Here is a 25,157-nt window from a genome sequence, read left to right on the forward strand (position 1 = left end):
AAGCCGATTACCGAGAAGCCCCTTGAGGTCCGCATGGGCAAGGGCAAGGGCGCCGTCGAGTACTGGGTTGCTGAAATCCAGCCCGGGAAGATGCTGTATGAGATGGAAGGGGTGGCAGAAGACGTGGCGCGTGACGCATTCAATCTGGCCGCGGCCAAACTGCCGGTACCGACCACCTTTGTGAACAGGACGGTAATGTGATGAAAGCGACAGAATTGCGTGACAAATCGGCAGAGGAACTGAACCAGGAGCTGATGCGGCTGTTCAAGGAACAGTTCAATCTCCGGATGCGCAAAGCGACAGGTCAGCTGAATCAGTCCCACTTGCTGCGTCAGACCAGGCGCGATATTGCGCGTGTTAAAACCGTTATGACTGAGAAAGCAGGTGACTGATATGGCTAATGCAAGTGAAAACGCCAGGACGCTCAACGGCCGCGTGGTCAGCGACAAGATGCAGAAGACGATTGTCGTTATGGTTGAGCGCCGGGAAAAGCATCCGCTCTACGGCAAGTACGTGAAGCGCTCGACGCGTATCAAGGCTCACGACGAAGACAACCAGTGCAGTGTCGGTGATTTTGTAACCATCGCCGAAAGCCGTCCGCTAGCGCGGAACAAGGCTTGGACACTGGTGAACGTGGTTGAGCACGCGTCGAAGGTGTAAGGCGCCAGGACACTGGTTCTTGTCGTAAAGACGAAGTGGTTTCTAGTGGAGACTAACCATGATTCAGACGCAAACCGTACTTGACGTAGCCGATAACAGCGGCGCCCGTCAGGTCATGTGTATCAAGGTCCTGGGTGGCTCGCACCGGCGCTATGCAAGGGTCGGGGATATCATCAAGGTATCCGTCAAGGAGGCGATCCCCAGGGGCCGTGTCAAGAAGGGTCAGGTGCTCAAGGCAGTTGTGGTCCGGACCAAGAGTGGTATCCGGCGCCAGGACGGGTCCCTGATCCGGTTCGACGGCAATGCGGCGGTCCTGCTTAACCCGCAGGAAGCGCCGGTAGGCACCCGAATTTTTGGCCCGGTGACTCGCGAACTTCGGAATGAGAAATTCATGAAGATCATTTCGCTGGCACCCGAGGTTTTGTAGGAACAAGAGGCCGGTTATGAACAAGATCAAGCGAGATGACGAAGTGGTGGTCACCACGGGGAAAGACCGTAACAAGCGTGGCAAGGTGCTGCGGATTGTTGATGGTGGTGAACGGGTCGTTGTGTCCGGGATCAATATGGTCAAGAAGCACACGCGCCCGAATCCCATGGCGGGAACCCAGGGCGGCATCATCGAAAAGGAAGCTCCGATTCATATTTCGAACGTGGCCATCTATAACCCGCAGCAGGCCAAGGCTGATCGTGTCGGGTTTCAGGTGAAGGAAGACGGCACCAAGGTGCGCATCTTCCGGTCCACGCAAGAAGTGATCGATAACCAGTAAGCGGCGGTGGTTACGATGTCCAACATGAGAGACGTGTACAAAGAACAGGTGATCCCGGCGCTGAACGAGCAGTTCGGGTATGCGAACCCGATGCAGGTGCCGCGGATTGAAAAGATCACCCTGAATATGGGCGTTGGCGAGGCTGTAGGCGACAAGAAGCAGCTCGATAACGCTGTCGCTGACCTGCAGATGCTGTCGGGTCAGAAGCCGGTGATCACCAAGGCGCGCAAGTCCGTTGCAGGCTTCAAGATCCGGGAAGGCTTCCCGATCGGCTGTAAGGTGACCCTGCGTGGTGAGCGGATGTGGGATTTCTTTGATCGCCTGGTGCAGATCGCGATTCCGCGGATCCGTGATTTCCGTGGCCTGAGTCCCAAGTCCTTCGACGGGCGCGGCAATTACAGCATGGGCGTGCGGGAACAGATCATTTTCCCGGAAATTGAGTACGACAAGGTCGACAAGGTCCGTGGCCTCGATATCACCATCAGCACGTCCGCTGAGAGTGATGAGGAAGGGCGTGCTCTGCTTTCGGCATTCAATTTTCCGTTCAAACAGTAAGGATCGGACATGGCCAAAATCGGCATGAAAGAGCGCGAACGCAACAGGGAACGCCTGGTCGCCAAATACGGCGAAAAGCGTGAGCGCCTTAAAAAAATGAGTAAGGATCCGAATCTGAGCGACGAAGAACGCTGGGAAGCGCAGATGCAGCTGCAGAAGCTGCCGCGTAACTCCAGCCCGGTGCGTCTTCGCAATCGTTGCCAGGTAACCGGGCGCCCGCATGGTGTCCTCAGGAAATTCCAGCTTTCGCGCATCAAGCTGCGTGAAACCGGAATGCGCGGAGAGGTTCCGGGGCTGCGCAAGGCCAGCTGGTAACCCGCGCGTTGGTAAGCAACAGCATTGTTGCTGCACAACTGAAACGATCAGGAGTCTCATACGAATGAGCATGCAAGATCCGTTGGCGGACATGTTCACGCGCATCCGTAACGGCCAGATGGCCGAGAAGGTGAGTGTGGAAATGCCGTCCTCCAAGATGAAACAGTCCGTTGCCACGGTCCTGCGGGACGAAGGCTTCATCGAGGACTTCAGCGTTGAGGGCGATAAGAAGCCCCGGCTGACCATCAATCTGCGTTATTTCGAAGGCAAGCCCGTCATTGAGAGCATCCAGCGGGCGAGTCGCCCTGGTCTGCGCCAGTATCGCGGCAACAGCGAACTGCCGCGCGTGGCCAATGGTCTGGGCGTCGCCATCGTCTCCACGTCGAAGGGCGTGATGACAGACAGCGCCGCCCGCAAGGCCGGCATTGGTGGCGAAATTATCTGCACCGTATTCTAGGAGGAGTCATGTCCAGGGTTGCGAGTAATCCTGTCGTGCTGCCATCCGGTGTCGAGGTGAATTTCAACGGTCAGGACGTTGAAGTGAAGGGTGCCAAGGGTACGCTTCAGCACAGCATTCACCCGAGTGTCGAAGTGACGCAGGACGACGATAAGCTGCGGTTCGCGCCGCGTAACAATGCGAAGAAAAGCCGTGCACTGGCCGGTACCACCCGGGCACTCCTGAACAACATGGTTGTTGGTGTGACCAATGGCTTCGAGCGCAAACTCGAAATCAATGGTGTCGGTTACCGGGCCCAGGCCCAGGGTGACAGCGTGAATCTTACGCTTGGCTTCAGCCATCCGGTGGAATACAAGTTGCCGGAAGGCGTTACCGCTGAGTCCCCCAAGCCGACCGAACTGGTGCTCAAGGGCATCGATAAGCAGCGTGTCGGCCAGGCTGCAGCAGACATCAGGGCTTTCCGTCCGCCTGAGCCTTATAAGGGCAAGGGTGTCCGCTATGCGGATGAAACGGTAAGGCGTAAAGAGGCCAAGAAGAAATAGGGCAAACAGATGAGCGCGAAGAAAGAATCCAGATTGCGTCGCGCACGTAAAGTGCGCATCAAGATCCGGGAACGTGGCTCCAACCGCCTCTGCGTCCACCGTACACCGCGTCATATGTATGCTCAGGTGACTACGGCGGATGGCAGCCAGGTGCTGGCGGCCGCCTCCACACTGGACAAGGAGTTGCGCCAGGGTGCAACCGGAAACGTGGACGCCGCACGCCAGGTTGGCGAGCTGATCGCGGAACGGGCGAAAAACGCGGGTATCGAAACGGTTGCATTCGACCGGTCCGGTTATCGCTACCACGGTCGCGTCAAAGCGCTTGCCGATGCGGCGCGTGAAGCCGGCCTGCAATTCTAAGAGGTGGAGAAGATGAGCGTGAATGAGCAGAACCAGCCCGAGCTTCAGGAGAAGCTGGTGCAGGTCAATCGGGTGGCCAAAGTGGTCAAGGGTGGCCGCCTTTTCGGTTTCACCGCCCTGACGGTTGTGGGTGATGGCAATGGCCGGGTCGGTTACGGCCGCGGCAAGGCACGTGAGGTGCCGGTAGCGATCCAGAAGGCGATGGACTCCGCGCGTAAGAATATGGTGTCCGTGCCGTTGGATGGCGCTACGTTGCAGTACCCGGTCAAGGCTAACCATGGCGCCTCCAGGGTGTTCATGCAGCCGGCTTCCGAGGGTACCGGCATTATCGCCGGTGGCGCGATGCGTGCCGTTCTGGAAGTTGCCGGTGTACACAACGTATTGGCCAAGTGCTATGGCTCCACCAACCCGATCAACGTGGTACGGGCTACCGTTGAAGGCCTGAAAGCCATGCGGTCGCCGGAAGAAGTGGCGGCTAAGCGTGGTAAAACCGTGGAAGAGATCCTGGATTGACGTTATGGCTAACAAAACGATCAAGGTCACACTGACCCGCAGCCCCATCGGCGCACAGAAGAACCATAAACTCTGTGTCCGTGGACTGGGACTGCGCCGTCTCCACCATTCGGTGGAACTCGAGGACACGCCCGCGGTCCGCGGGATGATCAACCGTGTCAATTACATGGTTCGGGTAGAGGAACAGTAAGATGCAACTGAACGAACTCCGCCCAGGTGACGGCTCCAAGGCCGAGCGCAAGCGTGTTGGTCGTGGCATCGGCAGTGGCCTGGGTAAAACCGGCGGCCGTGGTCACAATGGCCAGAAATCCCGTTCCGGCGGCAGTATCGCGCCCGGGTTCGAGGGTGGTCAGCAACCGATGCGTGGGCGCCTGCCCAAGTTCGGTTTCACCTCCCGTCAGCAGCGTTGGGAGACGGAAATCCGTCTTCACGAGCTGGCCAAAGTCGAGGGTGACACGGCTGATCTGGACGCTCTGAAGAAAGCGGATCTGATCCGTCATGACGTTCGCGAAGCAAAGGTGATCGCCTCCGGTGAGATCTCCCGTGCGGTGACCGTCAAGGGCCTGCGGGTAACCAAAGGCGCCCGTGAAGCGATTACTGCCGCTGGCGGGAAAGTCGAAGACTGAGTCGAGGGCTAAATGGCTAAACAGGGACCGGCATCCGCTAAGGGACAGGGCCTCTCGGAGCTCTACTCGAGGCTCAAGTTCGTTGTGATCGCGATCCTGGTTTATCGGATCGGCGCGCACATCCCGGTCCCGGGCATTAACCCGGATCGGCTGGCGGCAATGTTTGAACAGCAGCAGGGTACCATCCTGGGCATGTTCAACATGTTCTCAGGGGGTGCCCTTGAGCGTATGAGTATCCTGGCGCTGGGCATCATGCCCTACATCTCCGCCGCGATCATCATGCAGCTCATGACGGCGGTCAGTCCGCAGCTGGAGCAGCTCAAGAAAGAAGGCGAATCCGGTCGCAAGAAGATCAGCCAGTACACGCGGTACGGTACCGTTGGCCTGGCGTTCGTGCAGGGGCTGGGGATTTCCGTGGGGCTTGCGTCCCAGGGGGTGACGTTCTCCAGCGGCCTCGACTTCTATTTCATCGCGGTCGTGTCCTTTGTATGTGGTGCCGTTTTCCTGATGTGGCTTGGTGAGCAGATCACTGAGCGTGGCATCGGAAACGGCATCTCGCTGCTGATCTTCGCCGGTATCGTCGCCGGTCTCCCGGGCGCCATCGGTCAGACGCTTGAACAGGCCCGCAGTGGTGAGATGAGTCTGCTGCTGGTCTTCGGTGTCGGTGCCATGGCTATTGCCGTGGTTGGGTTCATCGTGTTCATGGAGCGTGGTCAGCGCCGGATCACGGTGAATTATGCCAAACGCCAGCAGGGACGCCGGGTCTACGCCCAGCAGCAGAGTCATCTGCCGCTGAAGGTGAACATGGCCGGTGTTATTCCGGCGATCTTCGCGTCGTCGATCCTGCTGTTCCCGGCATCACTGGGACAATGGTTTGGCCAGTCCGAAGGCATGGAGTGGCTGGGGGATCTGTCCCAGATCCTGGGGCCTAACCAGCCTCTGTACATCCTGCTGTTTGCGGCTGCAGTGATCTTCTTCTGCTTCTTCTATACAGCACTGATGTATAACCCGCGGGAGGTCGCGGACAACCTCAAGAAGTCCGGCGCCTTCATCCCCGGGATCCGGCCCGGTGAGCAGACCGCGAAGTACATTGACGGGGTGCTCACACGTCTGACGATCTTCGGGGCGCTGTACATTGCAGCAGTGTCGATCATGCCCCAGTTCCTGACGGTATTCGGCAATGTGCCGTTCTATCTCGGGGGTACGTCACTGCTGATCGTCGTAGTGGTGGTGATGGATTTCATGTCACAGGTTCAGGCACATCTGATGTCGCACCAATACGAATCGGTGATGAAGAAGTCCAACCTCAAGAATCACGGACGCAGCGGCATGTTCCGCTGATCAACGGGAGACTGAAATGAAAGTACGTGCATCGGTGAAGAAAATCTGCCGAAACTGCAAAATCATTCGTCGCAATGGCTCGATCCGGGTCATCTGCACCGAGCCCCGTCACAAGCAACGCCAGGGGTGAGGCAGCATCAGGGGGCGGTTGTTGATATCTGCCGATTCAGGCGCTATCATTCCGCACCTTTTGTGACGGTAACGTAAACAGCAAAGCTTTGAATGCGGAGTGAAGTGAATGGCACGTATAGCCGGTGTCAACATACCCGAGAATAAACATGCCGCGGTTTCGTTGACCTATATCTTCGGGATCGGCCATACCACGGCAGGTCAGCTTTGCGACGCGACGGGCATCCCCCGGAACACGAAGGTTGGCGAGCTTTCCGATGAGCAGGTGGACAACCTGCGCACGGAAGTCGGCAAGCTTTCGGTTGAGGGTGACCTGCGTCGTGAGGTTCAGATGAACATCAAGCGGTTGCGGGACCTGGGCTGCTATCGCGGCCTTCGGCATCGCCATGGTCTGCCGGTTCGTGGTCAACGGACCAAGACCAATGCGCGGACCCGCAAGGGCCCCCGTAAACCGATTCGTAAATAACAGGTAGGTAAAAATGGCAAAGCCAGGTACACGTACCCGTAAAAAGGTGAAAAAGTCAGTTGTTGACGGCGTGGCCCATATCCACGCCTCGTTCAACAACACCATCGTGACCCTGTCCGATCGCCAGGGCAACGTCCTTTCCTGGGCGACTGCTGGCGGTTCTGGATTCCGCGGTTCACGAAAGAGTACACCTTTTGCTGCGCAGGTAGCAGCTGAAAGGGCCGGTAACGCGGCCGCTGAATACGGTCTTAAAAACCTGGACGTAATGGTCAAGGGTCCCGGACCCGGCCGGGAATCCGCGGTTCGCGCTCTCAATGCGGTAGGTTTCAAGATCACCAACATCGAGGACGCGACACCCATCCCGCACAATGGCTGTCGTCCGCCGAAAAAGCGCCGCGTGTAATCAAGGAGACAGCGATTTATGGCACGTTACATTGGTCCGAAATGTAAACTGTCTCGCCGCGAGGGGACAGATCTATTCCTGAAGAGCGGGGTCCGGGCGCTCGAAAGCAAGTGCAACGTCGATCAGGCGCCGGGTCAGCATGGCGCACGGCGTACCCGGGTGTCCGAATACGGAACCCAGCTTCGGGAAAAGCAGAAAGTACGCCGTATGTACGGTGTGCTGGAGAAACAGTTCCGGAACTACTATCAGGAAGCAGCTCGCCGCAAGGGTTCAACCGGCGAGAACCTGCTTCAGCTGCTGGAGTGCCGGCTCGACAACGTGGTCTACCGCATGGGTTTTGGCGCCACACGCGCTGAAGCACGGCAGCTGGTTTCCCACAAGGCGCTGCAGGTCAATGGCCGCACCGTCAATGTGGCCTCCTACCAGGTGCAGCCCGGTGATGAGGTCCGCGTACGGGAGAAGGCTCAGAACCAGCTCCGTATCCGCAATGCGCTGGAGCTGGCGAACAGTCGTGCGGCCATCGAGTGGGTCGACGTCGACGCCAACAAGCTCGTCGGAACCTTCCGGTCCCGTCCGGAGCGCAGCGATATCTCTGCGGACATCAACGAGAGCTTGATCGTCGAGCTTTACTCCAAGTAACGCACAGCGAAATAGGGGCGTCCAATGCAGCGTTCAGCTACCGAATTTCTGACTCCTCGCAGCATTAATGTGGAGGAGCAGACCCAAACCCACGCCCGCGTGGTTCTGGAGCCTCTTGAGCGGGGCTTTGGCCACACGCTGGGTAATGCTCTGCGGCGGATCCTGCTGTCTTCCATGCCCGGAAGCGCAGTAACGGAAGCGCAGATCGATGGAGTGCTGCACGAGTACAGCGCCATTGAAGGGGTTCAGGAGGATGTCATTGAGATCCTGCTGAATCTCAAGGCGCTGGCCGTTAAGCTCAATGGTCGCGAGCAGGCCGAACTCTCTCTTTCCAAGAAAGAAGAGGGGCCGGTCACCGCGGCGGATATTCAGCTTGATCATGACGTTGAGATCGTCAATCCGGATCTGGTGATCTGTCACCTGTCCAAGGGCGGTGAGCTCAACATGAAGCTGACGGTAAGCTCCGGCCGAGGGTATGAGCCCGCGGATCAGCGCGAGCAGGACGAGGAAAGTCGGGCCATTGGCCGCCTTCAGATTGACGCGACCTTCAGCCCCGTCCGCCGTGTTTCCTACATGGTTGAGAGTGCCCGTGTTGAGCAGCGGACCGACCTGGATAAGCTGATCATCGATCTGGATACCAACGGTACCATCGATCCGGAGGAAGCGATCCGTCGGGCGGCGACCATCCTGCAGCAGCAGCTGGCAGTGTTCGTCGATCTGGACCAGGAGAAAGAGCCGGAAGAATCGCAGGAAGAAGAAGAAGTTGATCCGATCCTGCTGCGCCCGGTTGATGATCTTGAGCTGACCGTGCGCTCGGCCAACTGCCTGAAGGCGGAGAACATCTACTACATTGGCGATCTGATCCAGCGCACAGAAGTCGAACTGCTGAAGACGCCCAATCTCGGCAAGAAATCACTGACCGAGATCAAGGATGTGCTGGCCTCCCGTGGCCTGTCGCTGGGTATGCGGCTTGAGAACTGGCCGCCGGCGAGTCTGCGCGGTGATGACCGGGTCCTTGGTGGCTGATCGCTGAATCGCTGATTTTGATTTAAGGAATTAGAGCAATGCGTCATCGTAAGAGTGGTCGTAAATTAAACCGCAACAGTTCGCACCGGAAGGCCATGTACCGCAACATGACTGCCTCTCTGGTGGAGCATGAGCTGATCAAGACGACCCTGCCCAAGGCGAAGGAACTTCGCCGTGTGGCGGAGCCGCTGATCACACTCGCCAAGGAGGACTCGGTGGCGAACCGTCGTCAGGCATTCGCGCGGCTGCGCAATGACCAGGCGGTGACCAAGCTGTTTGAAGAGCTCGGTCCGCGGTTCGAGAGTCGTCCCGGTGGTTATCTGCGGATTCTCAAGTGCGGTCTGCGGGCTGGTGACAACGCGCCCATGGCCTATGTTGAGGTCATCGGTCGTCCGGTTGTTGAGTACGTGGAAGACGATGAGGATGATGACGACGAGGACTGAGAGTCTCGTGTCTCCGCCTGAAGTGCTCAGGCGATGCCTCAGAAAAAGCCGGACCCTGTGTCCGGCTTTTTCATGCGCAGTTACTGGCTGCAGGCCTCGGGAAGATAATTGACCAGGTACTGGCCCGTGTGGGAGTCGCGCTCCCTGGCGACCGTTTCAGGGGTGCCTTCCGCTACCAGGCGTCCGCCGCCGTCCCCTCCCTCCGGTCCAAGGTCGACCAGCCAGTCCGCGGTCTTGATGACATCCAGGTTATGTTCGATCACCACTACGGTGTTGCCGTGGTCCCTGAGGGTGTGCAGCACGTCGAGTAGCTGCTGGATATCGTGGAAGTGCAGGCCGGTTGTGGGTTCGTCGAGGATGTACAGTGTGTTGCCCGTGTCCCGCTTGGACAGTTCCCGTGCCAGCTTGACCCGTTGTGCCTCGCCCCCTGACAGGGTTACGGCGTTCTGGCCGAGCTTGACGTAGGACAGACCCACTTCCATCAGTGTCTGGAGGCGCCGGGCCAGGAAGGGAACGGAGTCGAAGAACTCGCGCGCTTCCTCGATGGTCATGGAGAGCACCTCATGGATGGTCTTTCCCTTGTAGGTGATTTCCAGGGTCTCCCGGTTGTAGCGCTGGCCCTGGCAGACATCACAGGGCACGTAGATGTCGGGCAGGAAGTGCATCTCGACCTTGATCTCGCCGTCACCCTGGCACGCCTCGCAGCGCCCACCCTTCACGTTGAAGCTGAATCGGCCCGGTTTGTAGCCGCGCGAGCGGGCCTCCTGGGTTCCCGCAAACAGCTCGCGGATAGGCGTGAACAGTCCGGTATAGGTGGCCGGGTTGGACCGTGGCGTGCGCCCGATGGGGCTCTGGTCAATGTCGATGACACGATCCAGGCTTTCCAGCCCTTCGATGCGTTCGTGGGGCTCCGGTGTGAGTGTTGTAGCATTGTTGAGCTGCCGTGCAGCGGCCGGATAGAGCGTGCTGTTGATCAGCGTGGATTTGCCGGAACCTGATACGCCAGTGACGCAGGTCATCAGCCCCACGGGGATGCGTACCTCGTCGCCCTGGAGGTTGTGGCCGGTAGCGCCCGTTACGGTGATCCAGTGTTCGCCGGGGGCGGTCCGCTGTCGGGGAATGGCGATCCGGCGCTGGCCAGTGAGGTACTGGCCCGTGATGGACTCCGGTTCGGCCGCGATGGCGTCGGCAGTGCCCTCGGCCATGATCCGGCCGCCATGGATGCCGGCACCAGGGCCGATGTCCACAATGTGGTCGGCGGCGCGGATGGCGTCCTCGTCGTGCTCCACCACGATCACGGTGTTGCCCATGTCCCGCAGGCGCTTGAGGGTGCCCAGTAGCCGGTCGTTGTCGCGCTGGTGAAGCCCGATCGAGGGCTCGTCCAGAATGTACATCACCCCCACGAGTCCGGCCCCGATCTGGCTGGCGAGCCGGATCCGCTGTGCCTCCCCTCCGGAGAGGGTATCGGCGCTGCGTTCAAGTGTGAGGTAGCCCAGGCCCACGTTGACCAGGAATTCAAGGCGTTTGCGGATCTCGTTGAGAATGGTCTCGGCGATCTGGCCACGCCAGCCCGGAAGGGTGATGGATTGGGCGTTGTCCAGTGCATGGGCAATGGACAGGCGCGCCATTGCCGGAAGCGTCCAGTCGCCAATGAACACATTGCGGGCCGCCTCATTCAGGCGCGAGCCGCGGCAGTCCGGGCAGGGGCGCGAACTCAGGGAACGGGAAAGCTCGTCGCGTACCGTCTGGGAATCCGTTTCCCGGTAACGCCGTTCCAGGTTGGGAATCACCCCCTCGAAGGGATGCTCTCGGTCCACCGCCTGACCGCGGGAGTTCACATACCGGAAGGTGATCGCTTTATCTCCGGTGCCGCGCAGGACGGTGTGCTGGAACCACTCCGGCAGCTCCTGCCAGGGCGTGTCGAGGTCGCAGCCGTAATGGGAGGCGACGCTTTCGAGCATCTGGAAGTAGTAGACCGAGCGCCGGTCCCAGCCCCGTATCGCACCTTCGGCCAGAGTGAGTTCGGGGTTGCGGATCAGTCGTTGGGGGTCGAAAAACTGGTCAACCCCCAGCCCGTCACAGGTGGGGCAGGCGCCCGCCGGGTTGTTGAATGAGAACGTCCGCGGCTCGGGCGCGCTGATGGAGTAGCCGCACTGGGGGCAGGCATGGCGGGCCGAGAAAACCAGCTCCTCCGCGCCGTCTTCATCCATGGAGGCCACCCGGGCGGTTTCATCCGCCAGCGCCAGTGCGGTCTCGAAGGATTCGGCCAGACGCTGCTGCAGTCCGTCCCGGATCCGGAAGCGGTCCACAACCACCTCAATGCTGTGTTTGCGCTTGGCGTCCAGTGAGGGGAGGTCATCGATGTCGTACACCGTCCCGTCAATACGCAGCCGTATGAACCCCTGGCTGCGCATCTCATCCAGCACCTGCTGGTGTTCGCCCCGGCGCTCGCGGATCAGCGGCGCCAGAATCATCATGCGGCTGCCCTCGGGCAGAGCCAGCACCTGGTCCACCATCTGGCTCACCGTCTGGGCAGCCAGTGGTTCATCGTGCAGCGGGCAGTGCGGTTCGCCGGCGCGCGCGAACAGCAGGCGCAGGTAGTCGTGGATCTCGGTGATGGTGCCAACCGTGGAGCGCGGGTTGTGCGAGGTGGACTTCTGTTCGATGGAAATGGCCGGCGACAGCCCCTCAATATGATCCACATCCGGCTTTTCCATCATGGAAAGGAACTGGCGGGCGTAGGTCGAGAGGGATTCCACGTAGCGCCGCTGCCCCTCCGCGTAAAGAGTATCGAAGGCCAGTGATGATTTGCCGGAGCCGGAGAGCCCCGTGATCACCACGAGCTGATCCCTGGGAATATCCAGATCCACCGATGCCAGATTGTGGGTGCGCGCACCCCGGATACGGATGTGTTTCATGTTGCTCCAGTTGCCGGGCAAAACGACCATTATAGGGCTTAGCGCCACCCCGCCATAGATGGATTGATCTGGATCCATGAGTGAACCGCCGGCGCTGTGCTAAGATGGCGCCGCTTTTCCGGAGGATCCTTGATGAACGCCACTGAAAAACGCGCCATAGCGGCTCTGGCAACGGTCTACGGCTCCCGCATGCTGGGTCTGTTCATGATCCTGCCGGTGTTTGTGCTGTTGGGGCGGGATCTTCAGGGGGCAAGCCCGGCGCTTCTGGGTGTGGCACTGGGCGCCTACGGTCTGTCCCAGGCGCTGCTGCAGATCCCCTTTGGCATTCTTTCAGATCGTTTTGGGCGCAAGCCGCTGATCCAGATAGGGCTTGTGCTGTTTGCCGCCGGCAGTCTGCTGGCGGGGTGGTCGGATTCCATCCAGGGGGTCATTGCCGGGCGCATTCTGCAGGGCTCAGGCGCTATCGCCAGTGTGCTCATGGCGCTGGCCAGTGACCTTACCCGCGAGGAAAACCGCACCAAAGGTATGGCCACCATCGGACTGTCCATTGGTATGGCCTTTGCTTTGTCGCTGGTGCTGGGGCCCATGGTGGGGGATGCCTATGGGCTCACGGGGATTTTCCTGCTGACGGCCGTGCTCGCGGGCATCGGCATGGTGCTGGTCGCAACCATCGTGCCCACGCCTGAGACGCGCACCCATCAGCCGGATGCGCTGCCGGCCCGGGACCAGCTCCGCCAGGTGCTGACATCGGGTCGGCTGTTGCGCCTGGATGGCGGTATCTTCGTCCTGCACCTGACGCTGACCGCCCTGTTCCTGATTGTGCCGCTGACGCTGGAGGAGCTGGGGCTGGGCACCAACCAGCACTGGTGGGTCTATCTTTCGGTGATGGGAACGGGCTTTGTGGCAATGCTGCCGCTGCTGATCATTGGCGAGAAGAAGCGCCGTCTCAAGCAGGTGATGACCGTGGCGGTGGCGCTGCTCGGGGTGGCCGTGGCGCTGATGGGCATCGGCTGGGAGCGGATCGCCGGATTCTGGGGGGTGCTGTTCATCTTTTTCACCGGCTTCAATCTGCTGGAGGCACTGCTGCCCTCGCTGATCAGCAAGGAGGCGCCAGCGGCCGGCAAGGGCTCGGCCATGGGCGTCTATTCCACCAGCCAGTTCATGGGGTCTTTTGTGGGCGGTGCGCTCGGGGGCTGGCTCTCTGGTTTCGCCGGTGCCAGCGGTGTTATTGTTCTCGTTCTGCTGGCCATCGCGGTCTGGCTCGGCCTGGTTGTCACCATGGCGCCGCCACGCTACGCCACCAGTCTGGCGTTGCAGCTCACCGATGAGCACACCCAGGATCCGCGCACCATGCGCGAGGCGTTTCTGGCCATTCCGGGGGTGGATGATGCCGTGGTGCTTGCCGGCAGCGGTGAGGCCTGGCTCAAGGTGGATCGCCAGCAGTTCAGCGAAGAATCCCTGTGGCGTCTTCCCTTTGTGGCGCGGCAGGTCTGAGTAAGGAAGCCACGGGACGGTTTCCGTCAACGCATAACAGCGAATAAAGAGAAAGGAACAGGAGCAGAGCATGGCGAGAGGCGTAAACAAGGTCATCCTGATCGGCAACCTGGGCGCGGATCCCGAGACCCGGTATACCGCCAATGGCAACCCGGTCACCAATCTCAGGCTGGCAACGGACGAGAGCTACAAGGACCGCAACACCGGCCAGATGGTGCCGCGCACGGAATGGCACCGCATCGTCATGTTCGGCAAGATCGCGGAAGTGGCCGGCCAGTACCTGCGCAAGGGGTCCAAGGTCTACATTGAGGGCCGCCTGCAGACCAACAAGTGGCAGGACCAGAGTGGTCAGGACCGTTACACCACCGAGATCATCGTCGACATCAACGGCCAGATGCAGATGCTCGACAGCCGTGGTGGTGACAGTGCCGGCACCGGAGGCGGCGCGCCGGGTGCCGCACAGGGTGGTGCGCCCCAGGGAGGCGGTGGCTACGCGCCCCAGGGTGGTGACCAGAATCAGGGGACCGGCATGCCGGATCCCGTTGACGACTTTGATGACGACATTCCCTTCTAGCAGACTTCTGCCAGCAAGTCCCAGTGCTGTGTTAAAAGACGTGGATAACCATCTGAACAGCGTGAATCTGTTCGGATCCTGAACTATACTCGCGACACGTATTGGCACTCCCATTGTTCCGTGAGAGTGCCCTTCGGAATTTCACGAGCAGCGCAGACGGTCAACTTGCTGGCACTCCGATCCCTCCGACATCCGTTCGCGAAACGTCACTCTTCACTCCGCGTGGGGCTGGAGTTGACCGATGATGCGCTCCATTGGGCCTGCATGCAGGCGGACGGTTCGCTCCAGAGCGGCTCCGCAGGCGCTGGGCAGACACTGGAATCCCTGGTGAATGAACAGGGGGTGGGTGGTGCCCGGGCGCGGGTGGTTCTGGGGCCGGATCAGTATCAGATCTTTCAGGCAGAGCGCCCCAACGTCGAGCCTGGCGAGCTGGCGGACGCCGTTCGCTGGAAGCTCGGGGATCTGCTCGATTATCCCGCCAGTGAAGCCGTTATTGATACCTTTCCGTTTCCCGAGGACGCCTCACGGGACCGTGGGGCATTGATTAACGCCGTCTGTGCCCACCAGGACCGGATACGCTCTATCGTGGAGCGTATCCATGAAGCGGGGCTTGAGCTTGAATGCATTGATATCGCCGAGCTCGCGCTGCGTAACCTTCTGGCCCGTGCCGATCCAGAGGGGCGTGGCGCGGCCCTGGTGCATCTGGGACGGCAGAGTGGTCACGTGATCTTTTGCCGGGGTGAGGTGCTCTACATGGCGCGGCGCCTGGATGTCTCCCAGGCCCAGCTACGGGACGCCACCACCCAGGAGCAGACGGTCCAGGACCTGGCGCTGGAGATCCAGCGGTCGCTGGATTATTACGAAAGTCAGCTGCGACAGATTCCCCCCTCCCGTGTCCAGCTGGCAGGCCACCCGGAAGCGCTGCCGCTTGCCGGGATGCTCAATTCCGAGGTGACCGCTGAAGTGGTGGATCTGGATTGGAGTGCCATGCTCTCAGGCGTGACGCCCGCACCCGGAACCGGGCTTGCTGTTGCCACGCTGCTGGCGGATGACGAGGGAGCGAGATGAAGCAGTCCGTCAACCTGTACACAGAGGCCTTTCAGCCCTCAAGGGAGTGGCTGACCCTGGGCCGGATGCTCAGCCTGGTTGCGGTTGTGCTGCTGGTGGTTGCCGGCATCGGGGGCGCTCTCCGGTATCAGTTGGCCGGTGCTGAAGCCCGGCTGGCGGAGATTGAAGCCCGGGAAGCCGAAAAGCAGCAGTCGGTGGAGACGCTCCAGGAACAGGTGGCCGACCGAAAGAAGGATCCGGCCCTGGAAGAGCAGGTCACACGACTGGAGCAGCGGGTCCGTGATCGCCGCCGCCTGGTTGAGCGTGCGGATTCGGTGGCAAAGGCGAGTAGCGAGGGCTTCACACCCTATCTGGAAGGGCTGGCACGCCAGACACTCGATGGGCTATGGCTCACACGGATCCGGGTGGATCTGATGCGTGATCGTCTGGGGCTGTCAGGTCGTACCACCGATGGCCAGAACGTGCCTGAATATCTGCAGCGATTGCAGAAAGAATCCGTGTTCGAAGGGCGTCGCTTTGCCCGCTTTGGCATTGACCGCCCGGAGGACGGTGGGCCGCTGAGCTTTGATGTGGCTTCAACCCGCGAATCAGCGGAGGAAGACGAATGAAGGACCGTCTCCAGCAGCGCTGGCAGACGCTCGCGGCTGCCTTCCTGGCGCGGGCGCGCCGTGAGCGTGTGCTGATGCTGGTGGCTGCGGCGGCGCTGGTGGCTCTGGGAGCCTGGCAGTTGCTGGTGACACCGGTTCTGGAGGCCCGGAGCCAGGTGGCGGAGCGCATTGCCAGTGCGCAGGAGTCGCTGGAAGGGCTTGCCGCGCAGGAGGAAACGCTTCTGCGCAAGCTGGAAAAGGATCCCAACGAACCGCTGCGTGAACGTATCAGCCAGCTCCAGAGGCGCCTTGACCGTTACGATCAGCAGCTCGAGGAGCTGACGACCGGCCTGATCAGCCCGTCGGAGATGGTGGCGCTGTTACGCCGTATGCTGGCCCGGCATGAGGGGGTGGCCCTGGAGAGTGTCTCCCACAGGGCCCCTCAGCCGGTTGCGGTGGAAGGCCAGGATGACAGTGCGAACAGTGAAAAGGAGGCCAGCCTCTATGCCCACCCGGTGGAAGTCACCGTCAGCGGTGGTTTCCATGATGTGCTGGCGTATCTGCGGGATCTTGAAGGCCTGGATGAGCGTCTGGGGTGGCGGTCACTGGATTATCAGACACAGGACTGGCCGGGAGCGCGGGTCCGGATCCGGTTGCACACACTGAGCCTGCACAGGGAGTGGTTGGGTGTCTGAACGGCTTGTGAGTGGCATCATTGCTGGCCTGCTGATTCTGGTACCGCTGACCTGCGGGGCCAGCAGCGGGGCGTCACTGCCGGACCCAACGCGGCCGTCCTCGGTATCGACACAGGAAAGCAGCGTCTCGCCAGCACGCCGCTTCCAGCTGGACTCAATCCTGGTGGGGGATCAGCGCCGGCGGGCGGTCATCAACGGGATCAGCCTTGCTAAGGGCGGTCAGCTTGGGGATGCCACCCTTGTCCGAATCGGTATGGATCGTGTGCTGATTGAAATTGGCGGACAGCAGTACACTCTTGAACTCGACAGCGCGCCGTCAGTCCGGCGCTAGCAGCAGGTTAACCGTTATGCGAGAGCGTTCCGTCCCATTTCTGATTCCAGCTGTGCTCAGCCTGTTTTTGGCCGGCTGTGCCGGGAATCCGCTGATGCAGACCCAGCAGGCAAGTTCTACGGAAACCACGGAGCGGATCGAAAAAGAACTGGAAAAGGCTGGAGCCAGCAGCGGTGATACGGATGCCGCCCCGGCGCCTGATGAGGTGACGGGCGCCCTGATGCCGGACTTCTCCGGAGCGGGCGGTGCCACTTCCGGCGGGGCGGAGCGCTTCAACGTCAATGCTCAGGGCCTGCCGGCACCCACCTTTTTCCGGAGCCTGGTCGACGGTACGCCTTACAACGTGGTGGTGGATCCAGCTGTGGAGGGCTCCATCACCCTGGATCTCACCCAGGTGACCCTCGAAGAGGTCATGGATGTGGTCTCGGATCTCTATGGTTATGAGATTGCCCTTGAGGGCCGTATCTACCGCATCCGCCAGGCAGGTCTCAGGACCCGTATATTCCAGGTGGACTACCTGGACATCCAGCGCAGCGGCAATTCCGAAACCCAGGTACGGTCGGGGCAGGTGACCGATACGGGCAATGGGGATTCCGGCTCGAACAACGGTGACAGTGGCTCCGGCAATGGCACCGTGGTCGGTACCCGTATCACTACGACCTCCGAGTCGCGCTTCTGGGCGGATCTCAACGAATCCCTGAACCTGATGGTCGGGTCCGATAGTGGCCAGCGTGTCATCACTAATCCTGGTTCGGGGGTGGTTGTGGTCCATGCCCGGCAGGATGAGCTGAAGGTGGTTGAGGATTACCTTCGCCGGATGCAGCTGATCTCCAAGCGCCAGGTGATCCTGGAGGCCCGAATCCTTGAGGTGGCTCTCAACGAGAGTTACCAGCAGGGCATCAACTGGAATGCTGTGGACCAGATGGGCAGCGGCAACAGTCTTCAGGGAAGCCTCAGCAGCATTGCTACCAACACCCAGGGGGGAGGAGCGTTTTCCGCCGCTCTTGAGGTGAACAGTTTCAACAGCTTGATTCAGCTTCTGGGCAGTCAGGGCAATGTGCAGGTGCTGTCCAGTCCGAGGATCTCGACCGTCAATAATGAGAAGGCCGTCATTAAGGTGGGCAGTGACGAGTTCTTCGTGACCGATCTTGATTTTGATGACGATACCACCGCCGGTGGCACAGGGACCTCCAGGTCGACCTCTGTGGATCTGACGCCATTCTTTTCGGGGATTTCTCTGGACGTCACCCCGCAGATCAGTGATGACAACGTCGTCACTCTGCATGTTCATCCCTCTGTGAGCGAGGTGGAAGACCAGGAAAAGCTCATCACCATCGGTGACGAGGACGTGACGCTGCCTCTGGCGCTGAGCACGGTGCGCGAGACAGACAGTGTGGTGCGAGCACGAAGCGGCCAGATCGTGGTGATCGGCGGGCTGATTCAGGATCGGACCGAGGAGACAACCTCAGCGGTGCCCTTCTTCAGTGATATCCCGGTCATTGGTGAACTGTTCAAGCAGCGCAGCTATGAGTCCCGGAAAAGCGAACTGGTGATTCTGCTCAAGCCCATGATCGCCAATGTGGCCCGGTACGGACAGGACGTGGAGGACAGCCGCGAGCGCATCCGGGATCTGCGCCGGATCATGGAATCCACAGAATCCCCGAAGCCAGAACCGGCGGCGGGCGCGACACAAGAGAGGTAGCATGTACGAGGCATTTTTCGGCCTTCGGGATGCCCCCTTTTCACTGACGCCCAATACGCGCTACTTCCTGCGTGCGCCCAGCCACGGGCAGGCGCTGGAACTGCTGCTGGTGGCCCTGCGCCAGAAGGAAGGCTTCATCAAGGTCTCCGGCGAGGTGGGCACCGGCAAGACACTGCTGTGCCGGTTGTTGCTCAATGCCCTGGAAGGGAAATTCACCACCGCCTATCTCCCCAACCCCCAGCTCGGCCCTAAAGAGTTATTTGAGGCCATTGCCGACGAGCTGGGAGTGACGCTCGATGATGCCAGTAACACCCACAGGGCCCTTTCAGCACTGCAGCAATATCTGATCGATAACGCGGCGTCTGCCGGTGCGGCGGTGCTGGTGATCGATGAAGCTCAGTCCATGCCTGTGGAAACCCTGGAGGCGCTGCGCCTGCTGACCAATCTGGAAACAGAGAGCCGTAAGCTCCTGCAGGTGGTTCTGTTCGGGCAGCCTGAGCTGGATGAATTGCTTGCCCGACCGGATCTGCGCCAGCTGAGCCAGCGCATTACCTTTCAGCACCGACTGGAGACGCTGTCGCCGGAGACGGTCGCTGACTATCTGCAGCACAGGCTCGCGCGGGCTGGATGGAACGGTGGACGACTCTTCCAGCCCAGGGCGGTACGCCTGATCAGCCGTGCCTCGGGCGGAACCCCCAGGCTGATCAACATTCTCGCCCACAAGGCCCTGATTGCCGCCTATGGGCGCGGTGAGCGTGAAGTGACCAGCCGTCATGTACGCCAGGCCATCCGCGATACCGATACGGTCGTGCGCCGCCCCGGGGTTCTGGGAGGACTTCTATGAGTCTGCTCAATGACGCCCTCCGGGATCTGGAAAAACGCGAGGGTGCGGACGGCAGTAACGGGGAGTCGGTTCCGGCGGGGCTGGGCGCTGCCAGCTACCGGACGCCTGCCCACTGGGGTTGGATACTGGGTGGCTCGGCACTGCTGCTGGCGGTACTGGCTGGCGCCGGGTTCTGGTGGCTGGGCTCGGATCAGCCGCGATCTGCAGGGAAGGGGGCTGTTCCCGCCATCAACGATGAGCCGGCGCCTGTGATCCGTACCGCGACACTGCCCGCGGAGAAGGGGCGGACCGGTGAGGGTTCCGGGACTGTTGAGCGTAATACCTCCGAGCGGGCAGGAAGCACCGAGCAGGACGGTGACACCAGTGAGCCTCCTGAGACTGTCAGGAAGGTTGAGCCGACCGGAACAACGGAGCCTGCAGCAGAGCCGGAACCGACAGAACAGACAGAAGTGGCGGAACAGGAAAGTGAGCCGGAAGACCCCGTCTCCACTGATGACGTTGCGAATCAGTCGGACCCCGAGCCGGAAACAGCCGCCCCCAGCGTGCGCGAACTGACGCCCGCGGAAAAAGATCGGCGGTTCTCCCGGGAGCTGGAAGCGCTACTGGCGGATGGCCGTGTTGCGCAGGCCGGGGAACGCCTGAATCAGCGAGCCATGCTGGATTCCGATATGCCGCGCTCCCGGGCGGCGATGGCCCGGCATGCTCTGGAGCGTGGAGAGCCAGCCGCCGCGTTGCAGTGGCTGCCGGAGCAGGCCGTGGCCATGTATCCGGAACTGCGGCTGCTCAGGGCGCGTGTGGCGCTTGAGCGCTCGGGCAGAGCCAGTGCCCTTCAGTGGCTGGAATCCGAGCCGCCGGGGCCGGGCACCATGCCGGCCTATCACACCATGATGGCGGCGCTCTATCAGCAGACCGGAGACCATCAGGCGGCCGCCGAGCAGTGGGCGGCGTTGATTGAGACCGATGACGGCAATGCCCGCTGGTGGGCCGGCCTGGGTATTGCCATGGAAAGCCGCGGGCGGGATGAGCAGGCCAGGGCCGCCTATACCCGCGCGCTGTCACTGCCGGATCTGGCGCCACAGCTGCGCCGGTACATCGAGCAACGGCTCGCCGCGGAGCAGGGGTAGAAGTATGTCGGAAACACGCCGCAAGGTCCGCATTGGCGATCTTCTCGTTGAGAACAGCGTCATCACCGAGGAACAGCTCCAGACCGCGTTGGGTGAGCAGAAGCGCACTGGCCGCAAGCTTGGTAAGACGCTCACGGATCTCGGTTATCTGGATGAGGACCAGCTGCTGAATTTCCTTTCGCAGCAGCTCGATATCCCCTTCGTGCAGCTCCGTCACTACAACTTCGATCATGAGCTGGTGAAGAAGCTTCCGGAGGCTCAGGCACGGCGCTTCCGGGCCATTGTGCTGGCAGAGCGCAACGGTGAGCTGCTGGTGGGCATGGCGGACCCCATGGACATCTTCGCCTACGATGAACTGACCCGGATCCTGGACCAGCCCGTGAAGCAGGCCGTGGTGCGGGAGAGCGAACTGCTCAACACCCTGGACCTGGTCTACCGCCGCACGGATGAGATCGCCTCTCTGGCCGAGGAGCTGGAGGACGAGATCGGCGACGAGGCCTTTGATCTGGCCGATCTGGGCAGCGACTCGGATGTGAACGAAGCGCCGGTGGTGCGCCTTCTGCAGACCATCTTCGAGGATGCCATCCAGGCCCGCAGCTCGGACGTCCACATCGAGCCGGACGAGACCGTGATCCGCATCCGTCAGCGCATCGACGGTGTGCTGCAGGAACAGGTCATGAAGGAAAAGCGTATCCACTCCGCGCTGGTGCTGCGCCTCAAGCTCATGGCCGGGCTCAATATCTCCGAGAAACGCATGCCCCAGGATGGGCGCTTCAACATCCGCGTTAAGGGCCGGAGCATCGACGTGCGGGTGTCCACGCTGCCGGTGCAGTACGGCGAATCCGTGGTCATGCGTCTGCTGGACCAGTCCCAGGGCATACTGGATCTGGAGAGCACCGGTATGCCGCCTGGCATCCTGCGGCGGTTCCGCCGGCTCATCCATCGGCCCCATGGCATGATGCTGGTGACCGGGCCCACCGGCTCGGGTAAGACGACCACCCTCTACGGCGCACTGACTGAGCTCAACCAGGCCCAGGTGAAGATCATCACCGCCGAGGATCCGGTGGAATACCGGCTGCCGCGCATCACCCAGGTGCAGGTGAAGAGCCAGATCGGGCTGACCTTTGCCTCGGTACTGCGCTCGGCCCTGCGCCAGGACCCGGACATCATCCTGGTGGGGGAGATGCGCGACCAGGAGACCGTCCAGATCGGTCTGCGCGCCGCCATGACCGGCCACATGGTGCTTTCCACCCTGCACACCAACGACGCCGTCAGCAGTGCCATGCGCCTTCTGGACATGGGCGCGGAACCCTTTCTGGTCTCCAGCTCCATTGCCGGGGTCCTGGCCCAGCGGCTGGTGCGGCGTGTGTGTGAGAACTGCCAGGTTCCCTACACCCCGACGCATCAGGAAAAGATCTGGATTGACCGGATCAGGGGGGAGTGTGGTGACCTGGCGGCGCCTGCGGAAGCGGGGGAGGTGTCGGAGCCTGCCGAACCGGTGGTAACAGAAACCGTTGATGGCGGGGGAGATGATTCCCTGGAGTTGACCCTCTCCGACGAGTTGATGAAGACCGGGGAGACGGCGCCTGACCATACGGGTGGTTCTGGTAGGGATGCTGGCCAGGGCTTTGTTGTGGGCAAGGGCTGCTACCAGTGCAGCAACACAGGTTACCGGGGCCGTATCGGCGTTTACGAGCTTCTGGAATTCAATGAGGCGATGCTGGATGCGTTGCGCCGGGCGGATTATGCTGGCTTTGAGCGGGCCGCACGAGCCATGCCGGATTACGAGAGCCTGGACCACTGCGCCCTGCGATACGCCGAACAGGGGATCACCAGTCTGGATGAGGTCGCCCGGGTCTCCGCCACGCTCGGTGGTGGCACCGCGGATGAGGCGGGAGACTGACCATGCGTTTCGAGTATCGGGGCCGTAACAGCAAGGGTGCCCTGGAACAGGGGGTGCTGGAAGGGGGGTCACGGGACGCCATCGCCGCCGAGCTCCAGCGCCGGGGCATTACGCCAGTCTCCGTGGAGCCGGAGGCGGAAGCCGGCAGCAGCCTGGCTCAGCTGGGGCAGATCGAGCTGTTCCAGCCGAAAGTGAAGCTGGATGACCTGATCGTGTTCTGTCGCCAGATGTACGCGCTCACCAAGGCCGGCATCCCGATCATCCGCACCATGCGCGGGCTGGCCGAGACCAGCAAGGCGCGCGCGCTGAGCCAGGCGCTGGATGACGTGGCGGACCGGCTGGAGACCGGCACCACCATGGCCACCGCCATGCAGGCCAATGACCGTGTTTTCTCCGGACTGTTCGTGGCCATGGTGCACGTGGGGGAGAACACCGGTCAGCTGGACGACGCTTTCTTCCGGCTCTCGCGCATCCTGGAGCTGGAGCGGGAAACACGCCGGCGCATCAAGCAGGCCACCCGTTATCCGATCTTCGTGATCGTCGCGCTGACCGCGGCGATGATCATCATCAACTTCTTCGTGATCCCCCAGTTTATTTCCACCTTTGAGCGCCTGGGGGCGGACCTGCCGTTCATCACCCAGGTGCTGATCATGACCTCCAATTTCATGACCACCTGGTGGCCGGCACTGCTGGGAGGTATGGTGGCCGCCTTCGTGGGGGTACGTCGGTGGATCGCCACAGAGCCCGGGCGCCTGCAGTGGGACCGTTACAAGCTGCGTATTCCCATCATCGGGCCCATTCTGGAGCAGATCGCGCTGAGCCGGTTCTCGCGTAACTTTGCCACGACCCTCGCAGCCGGTATGCCCGTGACCAGCGCGCTTTCCGTGGTAGCGGACGCCAACAGTAACGCCTGGATCGCGCATCACCTGCATGAGATGCGCACCTCGATTGAGCGCGGTGACAGCCTGATGCGCGCCGCCCGTGAAAGCGAGCTGTTCACGCCGCTGATTCTGCAGATGATCTCGGTGGGCGAGGAAACCGGCTCCGTGGATGAGATGCTCATCAACGTGGCGGATTTCTACGATGAGGAAGTGGATTACCAGTTGAACCGGTTGTCTGAATCCATTGAGCCCATATTGCTTGTAGGTGTGGCCATACTGGTTCTGATTCTGGCGCTGGGGGTCTTTCTGCCGGTTTGGGATCTGGGCAGTGCGGCTATCGGATAGCAGAGCAAAGAAAATCAATTCCAATCGAGTATGAGCGCGAGAATGAACACGAATGAACTGGGACACGTAAGAGGGCAACAGAGCGGCTTCACGCTGATCGAGCTGGTGGTGGTGATCGTGATCATCGCCATTCTGGCGGCGACGGTGTTGCCTCGGTTTGCGGAGCTTTCGGAAGAAGCGCATGAGGCGAGTGTACGGGGGACCGCTGGAGCCTTTGGTTCTGCTGTGGCTCTGGTGAAAGCGCAGTGGACCGGCGTTGGTGCGCCCGGCGAGGTGAATGATGGGCTTGAAGGGTTTGGTGCGGACAATGTAAATACCAACGCCGAAGGTTGGCCCGTTTCAGTAACGGATGGGGCTTCATCGAGCAATTGCGTGAACTTGTGGCGCGCATTATTGCAGTCCAATGCACCGACGGTCAGCGCGAGTGATGGTGACGATACTGACTACGTCGCCAGTTCCGGTACGAACAGCTGTACCTATGAGTATCAGAGAGGTGATACGGAGCACACGATTGAATACAACGCCGAGGAAGGGGAGGTTTCAACAAGTTTAAACAATTCCTGACTCGAAATTGCGCGAAATTCAGTCATACTGTTAGTCAAAACATCTAAATCTACATGAAAAGTCTGAAAGGAGTAACTTTCATGCAACGGCAACAACAGGGTTTCACCCTTATCGAACTGGTTATTGTGATTGTTATTCTCGGAATTCTCTCTGCGTTTGCATTGCCGCGATTTGCGGATCTGGGGGGTGACGCTGAAGAGGCTGCCACAGAGGGCGCTAGAGGCTCTGTGAAATCAGCATCAGATATTGTTCATTCCGCTTGGCTTGCCAGGGAAAAGCCTTCAACAGTAGAGCTGGAAGGGGCTACTATCGACATTGTCAACGGCTACCCGACGGCTGATCAGGAGAACGCTACCAATGGTTCCATCGCGGAGGCAGCTCAGATCACAGAAGATTTTACCTTCAATTACGACGATGGCACGGGTGAGGGCCAATTGACCATTACCAGTAGTGAAGGTAATTGTTCGTTCACCTATGAAAATGCTCCTACCGATGGCCAGCCAACGGTTAGCACTGTTAGTTGCTAAATTGGAATCCAGAAGAAATGGCTAAAGGGTTTTATCGATGAATTTGGGAGTTGAATAAATGAACATTAGCAGACAAAAGCAACAAGGCTTCACTCTGATTGAACTGGTCATTGTGATTGTCATTCTCGGTATTCTGTCTGCATTCGCGTTACCGCGGTTTGCTGATCTGGGTGGGGATGCACGGGCAGCATCAATTGAAGGTGCTGCAGGCTCAATAAGATCTGCCTCTGCTATTGTGCATTCGGCCTGTCTTGCCTCTTCAGATTGTGACCAAAGTGCTGCCTCAGGCGAGTCCGTGACGCTGGAAGGCAGTACAAGCGTGAATCTTGCCTATGGCTATCCGGTTTCACACGCTGCT

Annotated in this window: 35 protein-coding genes; 34 read left to right on the forward strand and 1 reads right to left on the reverse strand. The window is 60.5% G+C overall.

The genetic code is table 11. From position 1 onward, the window contains the following. From rplP to rplQ, 20 genes are all read left to right on the forward strand, one after another. A partial coding sequence (rplP, locus tag QZ501_RS09550) for a 50S ribosomal protein L16 (protein ID WP_295719042.1) occupies window positions 1-201 on the forward strand: 201 nt, incomplete at its 5' end. Further along, entirely contained in the window at window positions 201-392 is a 192-nt protein-coding gene (gene rpmC / locus QZ501_RS09555; protein ID WP_077529281.1) for a 50S ribosomal protein L29, read from the forward strand. The genes rplP and rpmC, both read left to right, overlap by 1 nt. Window position 393: 1 nt before the next feature. After that, window positions 394-660, forward strand: coding sequence for a 30S ribosomal protein S17 (gene rpsQ / locus QZ501_RS09560; protein ID WP_151440450.1), 267 nt, complete (start codon window positions 394-396; stop codon window positions 658-660). A gap of 58 nt (window positions 661-718) precedes the next feature. Further along, window positions 719-1,087: a 50S ribosomal protein L14 gene (gene rplN / locus QZ501_RS09565; protein WP_077529279.1), complete on the forward strand. Its 369-nt coding sequence runs from the start codon at window positions 719-721 to the stop codon at window positions 1,085-1,087. Between the two features lie 16 nt (window positions 1,088-1,103). Next, on the forward strand, window positions 1,104-1,427 hold the full coding sequence (gene rplX / locus QZ501_RS09570) for a 50S ribosomal protein L24 (RefSeq protein ID WP_095618748.1): 324 nt from the start codon (window positions 1,104-1,106) through the stop codon (window positions 1,425-1,427). A 15-nt stretch (window positions 1,428-1,442) separates the two neighbouring features. Next, window positions 1,443-1,982, forward strand: a complete 540-nt coding sequence (gene rplE / locus QZ501_RS09575; protein ID WP_095618749.1) for a 50S ribosomal protein L5 — start codon at window positions 1,443-1,445, stop codon at window positions 1,980-1,982. Between the two features lie 9 nt (window positions 1,983-1,991). Continuing rightward, window positions 1,992-2,297, forward strand: a complete 306-nt coding sequence (gene rpsN, locus QZ501_RS09580) for a 30S ribosomal protein S14 (RefSeq protein WP_151440449.1) — start codon at window positions 1,992-1,994, stop codon at window positions 2,295-2,297. A 64-nt stretch (window positions 2,298-2,361) separates the two neighbouring features. Continuing rightward, window positions 2,362-2,754, forward strand: a complete 393-nt coding sequence (gene rpsH, locus QZ501_RS09585) for a 30S ribosomal protein S8 (protein ID WP_151440448.1) — start codon at window positions 2,362-2,364, stop codon at window positions 2,752-2,754. A gap of 8 nt (window positions 2,755-2,762) precedes the next feature. Beyond that, on the forward strand, window positions 2,763-3,296 hold the full coding sequence (gene rplF / locus QZ501_RS09590; protein WP_095618752.1) for a 50S ribosomal protein L6: 534 nt from the start codon (window positions 2,763-2,765) through the stop codon (window positions 3,294-3,296). A 9-nt stretch (window positions 3,297-3,305) separates the two neighbouring features. Further along, entirely contained in the window at window positions 3,306-3,656 is a 351-nt protein-coding gene (gene rplR / locus QZ501_RS09595) for a 50S ribosomal protein L18 (RefSeq protein WP_095618753.1), read from the forward strand. Between the two features lie 12 nt (window positions 3,657-3,668). Beyond that, window positions 3,669-4,169 (forward strand): 30S ribosomal protein S5, encoded by a 501-nt coding sequence (gene rpsE / locus QZ501_RS09600; protein ID WP_077529272.1) that lies wholly within the window; start codon window positions 3,669-3,671, stop codon window positions 4,167-4,169. 4 nt (window positions 4,170-4,173) lie between these two features. Further along, entirely contained in the window at window positions 4,174-4,359 is a 186-nt protein-coding gene (gene rpmD / locus QZ501_RS09605; protein ID WP_095618754.1) for a 50S ribosomal protein L30, read from the forward strand. 1 nt (window position 4,360) lies between these two features. Then, the gene (gene rplO, locus QZ501_RS09610; RefSeq protein WP_151440447.1) at window positions 4,361-4,795 is read left to right on the forward strand and encodes a 50S ribosomal protein L15; all 435 of its coding nucleotides are present in this window, start codon (window positions 4,361-4,363) and stop codon (window positions 4,793-4,795) included. Window positions 4,796-4,807: 12 nt separating this feature from the next. After that, window positions 4,808-6,136, forward strand: a complete 1,329-nt coding sequence (gene secY / locus QZ501_RS09615; protein WP_095618756.1) for a preprotein translocase subunit SecY — start codon at window positions 4,808-4,810, stop codon at window positions 6,134-6,136. A 16-nt stretch (window positions 6,137-6,152) separates the two neighbouring features. Then, the gene (gene rpmJ / locus QZ501_RS09620; protein WP_077529268.1) at window positions 6,153-6,266 is read left to right on the forward strand and encodes a 50S ribosomal protein L36; all 114 of its coding nucleotides are present in this window, start codon (window positions 6,153-6,155) and stop codon (window positions 6,264-6,266) included. A gap of 108 nt (window positions 6,267-6,374) precedes the next feature. Beyond that, window positions 6,375-6,731: a 30S ribosomal protein S13 gene (gene rpsM, locus QZ501_RS09625; RefSeq protein WP_077529267.1), complete on the forward strand. Its 357-nt coding sequence runs from the start codon at window positions 6,375-6,377 to the stop codon at window positions 6,729-6,731. Window positions 6,732-6,744: 13 nt separating this feature from the next. Next, complete coding sequence (rpsK, locus tag QZ501_RS09630) at window positions 6,745-7,134, forward strand: 30S ribosomal protein S11 (RefSeq protein ID WP_077529266.1); 390 nt, start codon at window positions 6,745-6,747, stop codon at window positions 7,132-7,134. A gap of 18 nt (window positions 7,135-7,152) precedes the next feature. Further along, window positions 7,153-7,773: a 30S ribosomal protein S4 gene (gene rpsD / locus QZ501_RS09635; RefSeq protein ID WP_095618757.1), complete on the forward strand. Its 621-nt coding sequence runs from the start codon at window positions 7,153-7,155 to the stop codon at window positions 7,771-7,773. Window positions 7,774-7,797: 24 nt separating this feature from the next. Continuing rightward, the gene (gene rpoA, locus QZ501_RS09640) at window positions 7,798-8,799 is read left to right on the forward strand and encodes a DNA-directed RNA polymerase subunit alpha (protein ID WP_160899251.1); all 1,002 of its coding nucleotides are present in this window, start codon (window positions 7,798-7,800) and stop codon (window positions 8,797-8,799) included. Window positions 8,800-8,837: 38 nt separating this feature from the next. Further along, window positions 8,838-9,242 carry a 50S ribosomal protein L17 gene (gene rplQ / locus QZ501_RS09645; protein WP_151440445.1) on the forward strand — a complete coding sequence of 135 codons (405 nt, stop codon included), beginning with the start codon at window positions 8,838-8,840 and terminating at the stop codon, window positions 9,240-9,242. 80 nt (window positions 9,243-9,322) lie between these two features. On the opposite strand, the gene uvrA is transcribed toward rplQ, so the two are convergent. Then, entirely contained in the window at window positions 9,323-12,160 is a 2,838-nt protein-coding gene (gene uvrA, locus QZ501_RS09650; RefSeq protein ID WP_295719059.1) for an excinuclease ABC subunit UvrA, read from the reverse strand. Between the two features lie 132 nt (window positions 12,161-12,292). Here uvrA and QZ501_RS09655 point away from each other — a divergent pair, with 132 nt between their 5' ends. From QZ501_RS09655 to QZ501_RS09720, 14 genes are all read left to right on the forward strand, one after another. Beyond that, entirely contained in the window at window positions 12,293-13,654 is a 1,362-nt protein-coding gene (locus QZ501_RS09655; protein ID WP_160899253.1) for an MFS transporter, read from the forward strand. 70 nt (window positions 13,655-13,724) lie between these two features. Beyond that, complete coding sequence (ssb, locus tag QZ501_RS09660; RefSeq protein ID WP_095618761.1) at window positions 13,725-14,228, forward strand: single-stranded DNA-binding protein; 504 nt, start codon at window positions 13,725-13,727, stop codon at window positions 14,226-14,228. 234 nt (window positions 14,229-14,462) lie between these two features. Continuing rightward, window positions 14,463-15,296 (forward strand): biogenesis protein MshI, encoded by an 834-nt coding sequence (locus QZ501_RS09665; protein ID WP_151440442.1) that lies wholly within the window; start codon window positions 14,463-14,465, stop codon window positions 15,294-15,296. Then, on the forward strand, window positions 15,293-15,904 hold the full coding sequence (locus QZ501_RS09670) for a PilN domain-containing protein (RefSeq protein WP_151440441.1): 612 nt from the start codon (window positions 15,293-15,295) through the stop codon (window positions 15,902-15,904). Before QZ501_RS09665 ends, QZ501_RS09670 begins: the two co-directional genes overlap by 4 nt. Next, the gene (locus QZ501_RS09675; RefSeq protein WP_295719066.1) at window positions 15,901-16,578 is read left to right on the forward strand and encodes a type II secretion system protein GspM; all 678 of its coding nucleotides are present in this window, start codon (window positions 15,901-15,903) and stop codon (window positions 16,576-16,578) included. The genes QZ501_RS09670 and QZ501_RS09675 overlap by 4 nt, the downstream gene beginning before the upstream one ends. Continuing rightward, on the forward strand, window positions 16,571-16,909 hold the full coding sequence (locus QZ501_RS09680; RefSeq protein WP_151440439.1) for a hypothetical protein: 339 nt from the start codon (window positions 16,571-16,573) through the stop codon (window positions 16,907-16,909). Before QZ501_RS09675 ends, QZ501_RS09680 begins: the two co-directional genes overlap by 8 nt. Before the next feature lie 94 nt (window positions 16,910-17,003). Next, complete coding sequence (gene mshL, locus QZ501_RS09685; protein ID WP_295719068.1) at window positions 17,004-18,611, forward strand: pilus (MSHA type) biogenesis protein MshL; 1,608 nt, start codon at window positions 17,004-17,006, stop codon at window positions 18,609-18,611. A gap of 1 nt (window position 18,612) precedes the next feature. Continuing rightward, window positions 18,613-19,455, forward strand: a complete 843-nt coding sequence (locus QZ501_RS09690) for an AAA family ATPase (RefSeq protein WP_160899258.1) — start codon at window positions 18,613-18,615, stop codon at window positions 19,453-19,455. Continuing rightward, on the forward strand, window positions 19,452-20,579 hold the full coding sequence (locus QZ501_RS09695) for a hypothetical protein (protein WP_295719071.1): 1,128 nt from the start codon (window positions 19,452-19,454) through the stop codon (window positions 20,577-20,579). Before QZ501_RS09690 ends, QZ501_RS09695 begins: the two co-directional genes overlap by 4 nt. Before the next feature lie 4 nt (window positions 20,580-20,583). Continuing rightward, window positions 20,584-22,482, forward strand: coding sequence for a GspE/PulE family protein (locus QZ501_RS09700; protein ID WP_295719073.1), 1,899 nt, complete (start codon window positions 20,584-20,586; stop codon window positions 22,480-22,482). 2 nt (window positions 22,483-22,484) lie between these two features. Continuing rightward, complete coding sequence (locus QZ501_RS09705; protein ID WP_295719074.1) at window positions 22,485-23,708, forward strand: type II secretion system F family protein; 1,224 nt, start codon at window positions 22,485-22,487, stop codon at window positions 23,706-23,708. Between the two features lie 42 nt (window positions 23,709-23,750). Next, a complete protein-coding gene (locus QZ501_RS09710) occupies window positions 23,751-24,272 on the forward strand; it encodes a prepilin-type N-terminal cleavage/methylation domain-containing protein (protein ID WP_295719076.1) in 522 nt (173 codons plus the stop codon). Window positions 24,273-24,352: 80 nt separating this feature from the next. After that, a complete protein-coding gene (locus QZ501_RS09715) occupies window positions 24,353-24,799 on the forward strand; it encodes a type II secretion system protein (RefSeq protein WP_295719078.1) in 447 nt (148 codons plus the stop codon). 58 nt (window positions 24,800-24,857) lie between these two features. Beyond that, window positions 24,858-25,157 (forward strand): type II secretion system protein (locus QZ501_RS09720; protein ID WP_295719080.1); only part of this gene is annotated, 300 nt, incomplete at its 3' end.

The sequence above is a fragment of the uncultured Halovibrio sp. genome (genome assembly GCF_913056445.1).
Classification (GTDB): Bacteria; Pseudomonadota; Gammaproteobacteria; order Pseudomonadales; family Oleiphilaceae; genus Halospina; species Halospina utahensis_B.

Coding starts and splice junctions, on each gene's coding strand:
- rpmC (WP_077529281.1), top strand. CDS start 201: ATGAAAGCGACAGAATTGCGTGACAAATCGGCAGAGGAACTGAACCAG.
- rpsQ (WP_151440450.1), top strand. CDS start 394: ATGGCTAATGCAAGTGAAAACGCCAGGACGCTCAACGGCCGCGTGGTC.
- rplN (WP_077529279.1), top strand. CDS start 719: ATGATTCAGACGCAAACCGTACTTGACGTAGCCGATAACAGCGGCGCC.
- rplX (WP_095618748.1), top strand. CDS start 1,104: ATGAACAAGATCAAGCGAGATGACGAAGTGGTGGTCACCACGGGGAAA.
- rplE (WP_095618749.1), top strand. CDS start 1,443: ATGTCCAACATGAGAGACGTGTACAAAGAACAGGTGATCCCGGCGCTG.
- rpsN (WP_151440449.1), top strand. CDS start 1,992: ATGGCCAAAATCGGCATGAAAGAGCGCGAACGCAACAGGGAACGCCTG.
- rpsH (WP_151440448.1), top strand. CDS start 2,362: ATGAGCATGCAAGATCCGTTGGCGGACATGTTCACGCGCATCCGTAAC.
- rplF (WP_095618752.1), top strand. CDS start 2,763: ATGTCCAGGGTTGCGAGTAATCCTGTCGTGCTGCCATCCGGTGTCGAG.
- rplR (WP_095618753.1), top strand. CDS start 3,306: ATGAGCGCGAAGAAAGAATCCAGATTGCGTCGCGCACGTAAAGTGCGC.
- rpsE (WP_077529272.1), top strand. CDS start 3,669: ATGAGCGTGAATGAGCAGAACCAGCCCGAGCTTCAGGAGAAGCTGGTG.
- rpmD (WP_095618754.1), top strand. CDS start 4,174: ATGGCTAACAAAACGATCAAGGTCACACTGACCCGCAGCCCCATCGGC.
- rplO (WP_151440447.1), top strand. CDS start 4,361: ATGCAACTGAACGAACTCCGCCCAGGTGACGGCTCCAAGGCCGAGCGC.
- secY (WP_095618756.1), top strand. CDS start 4,808: ATGGCTAAACAGGGACCGGCATCCGCTAAGGGACAGGGCCTCTCGGAG.
- rpmJ (WP_077529268.1), top strand. CDS start 6,153: ATGAAAGTACGTGCATCGGTGAAGAAAATCTGCCGAAACTGCAAAATC.
- rpsM (WP_077529267.1), top strand. CDS start 6,375: ATGGCACGTATAGCCGGTGTCAACATACCCGAGAATAAACATGCCGCG.
- rpsK (WP_077529266.1), top strand. CDS start 6,745: ATGGCAAAGCCAGGTACACGTACCCGTAAAAAGGTGAAAAAGTCAGTT.
- rpsD (WP_095618757.1), top strand. CDS start 7,153: ATGGCACGTTACATTGGTCCGAAATGTAAACTGTCTCGCCGCGAGGGG.
- rpoA (WP_160899251.1), top strand. CDS start 7,798: ATGCAGCGTTCAGCTACCGAATTTCTGACTCCTCGCAGCATTAATGTG.
- rplQ (WP_151440445.1), top strand. CDS start 8,838: ATGCGTCATCGTAAGAGTGGTCGTAAATTAAACCGCAACAGTTCGCAC.
- uvrA (WP_295719059.1), bottom strand. CDS start 12,160: ATGAAACACATCCGTATCCGGGGTGCGCGCACCCACAATCTGGCATCG.
- QZ501_RS09655 (WP_160899253.1), top strand. CDS start 12,293: ATGAACGCCACTGAAAAACGCGCCATAGCGGCTCTGGCAACGGTCTAC.
- ssb (WP_095618761.1), top strand. CDS start 13,725: ATGGCGAGAGGCGTAAACAAGGTCATCCTGATCGGCAACCTGGGCGCG.
- QZ501_RS09670 (WP_151440441.1), top strand. CDS start 15,293: ATGAAGCAGTCCGTCAACCTGTACACAGAGGCCTTTCAGCCCTCAAGG.
- QZ501_RS09675 (WP_295719066.1), top strand. CDS start 15,901: ATGAAGGACCGTCTCCAGCAGCGCTGGCAGACGCTCGCGGCTGCCTTC.
- mshL (WP_295719068.1), top strand. CDS start 17,004: ATGCAGACCCAGCAGGCAAGTTCTACGGAAACCACGGAGCGGATCGAA.
- QZ501_RS09690 (WP_160899258.1), top strand. CDS start 18,613: ATGTACGAGGCATTTTTCGGCCTTCGGGATGCCCCCTTTTCACTGACG.
- QZ501_RS09695 (WP_295719071.1), top strand. CDS start 19,452: ATGAGTCTGCTCAATGACGCCCTCCGGGATCTGGAAAAACGCGAGGGT.
- QZ501_RS09700 (WP_295719073.1), top strand. CDS start 20,584: ATGTCGGAAACACGCCGCAAGGTCCGCATTGGCGATCTTCTCGTTGAG.
- QZ501_RS09705 (WP_295719074.1), top strand. CDS start 22,485: ATGCGTTTCGAGTATCGGGGCCGTAACAGCAAGGGTGCCCTGGAACAG.
- QZ501_RS09710 (WP_295719076.1), top strand. CDS start 23,751: ATGAACACGAATGAACTGGGACACGTAAGAGGGCAACAGAGCGGCTTC.
- QZ501_RS09715 (WP_295719078.1), top strand. CDS start 24,353: ATGCAACGGCAACAACAGGGTTTCACCCTTATCGAACTGGTTATTGTG.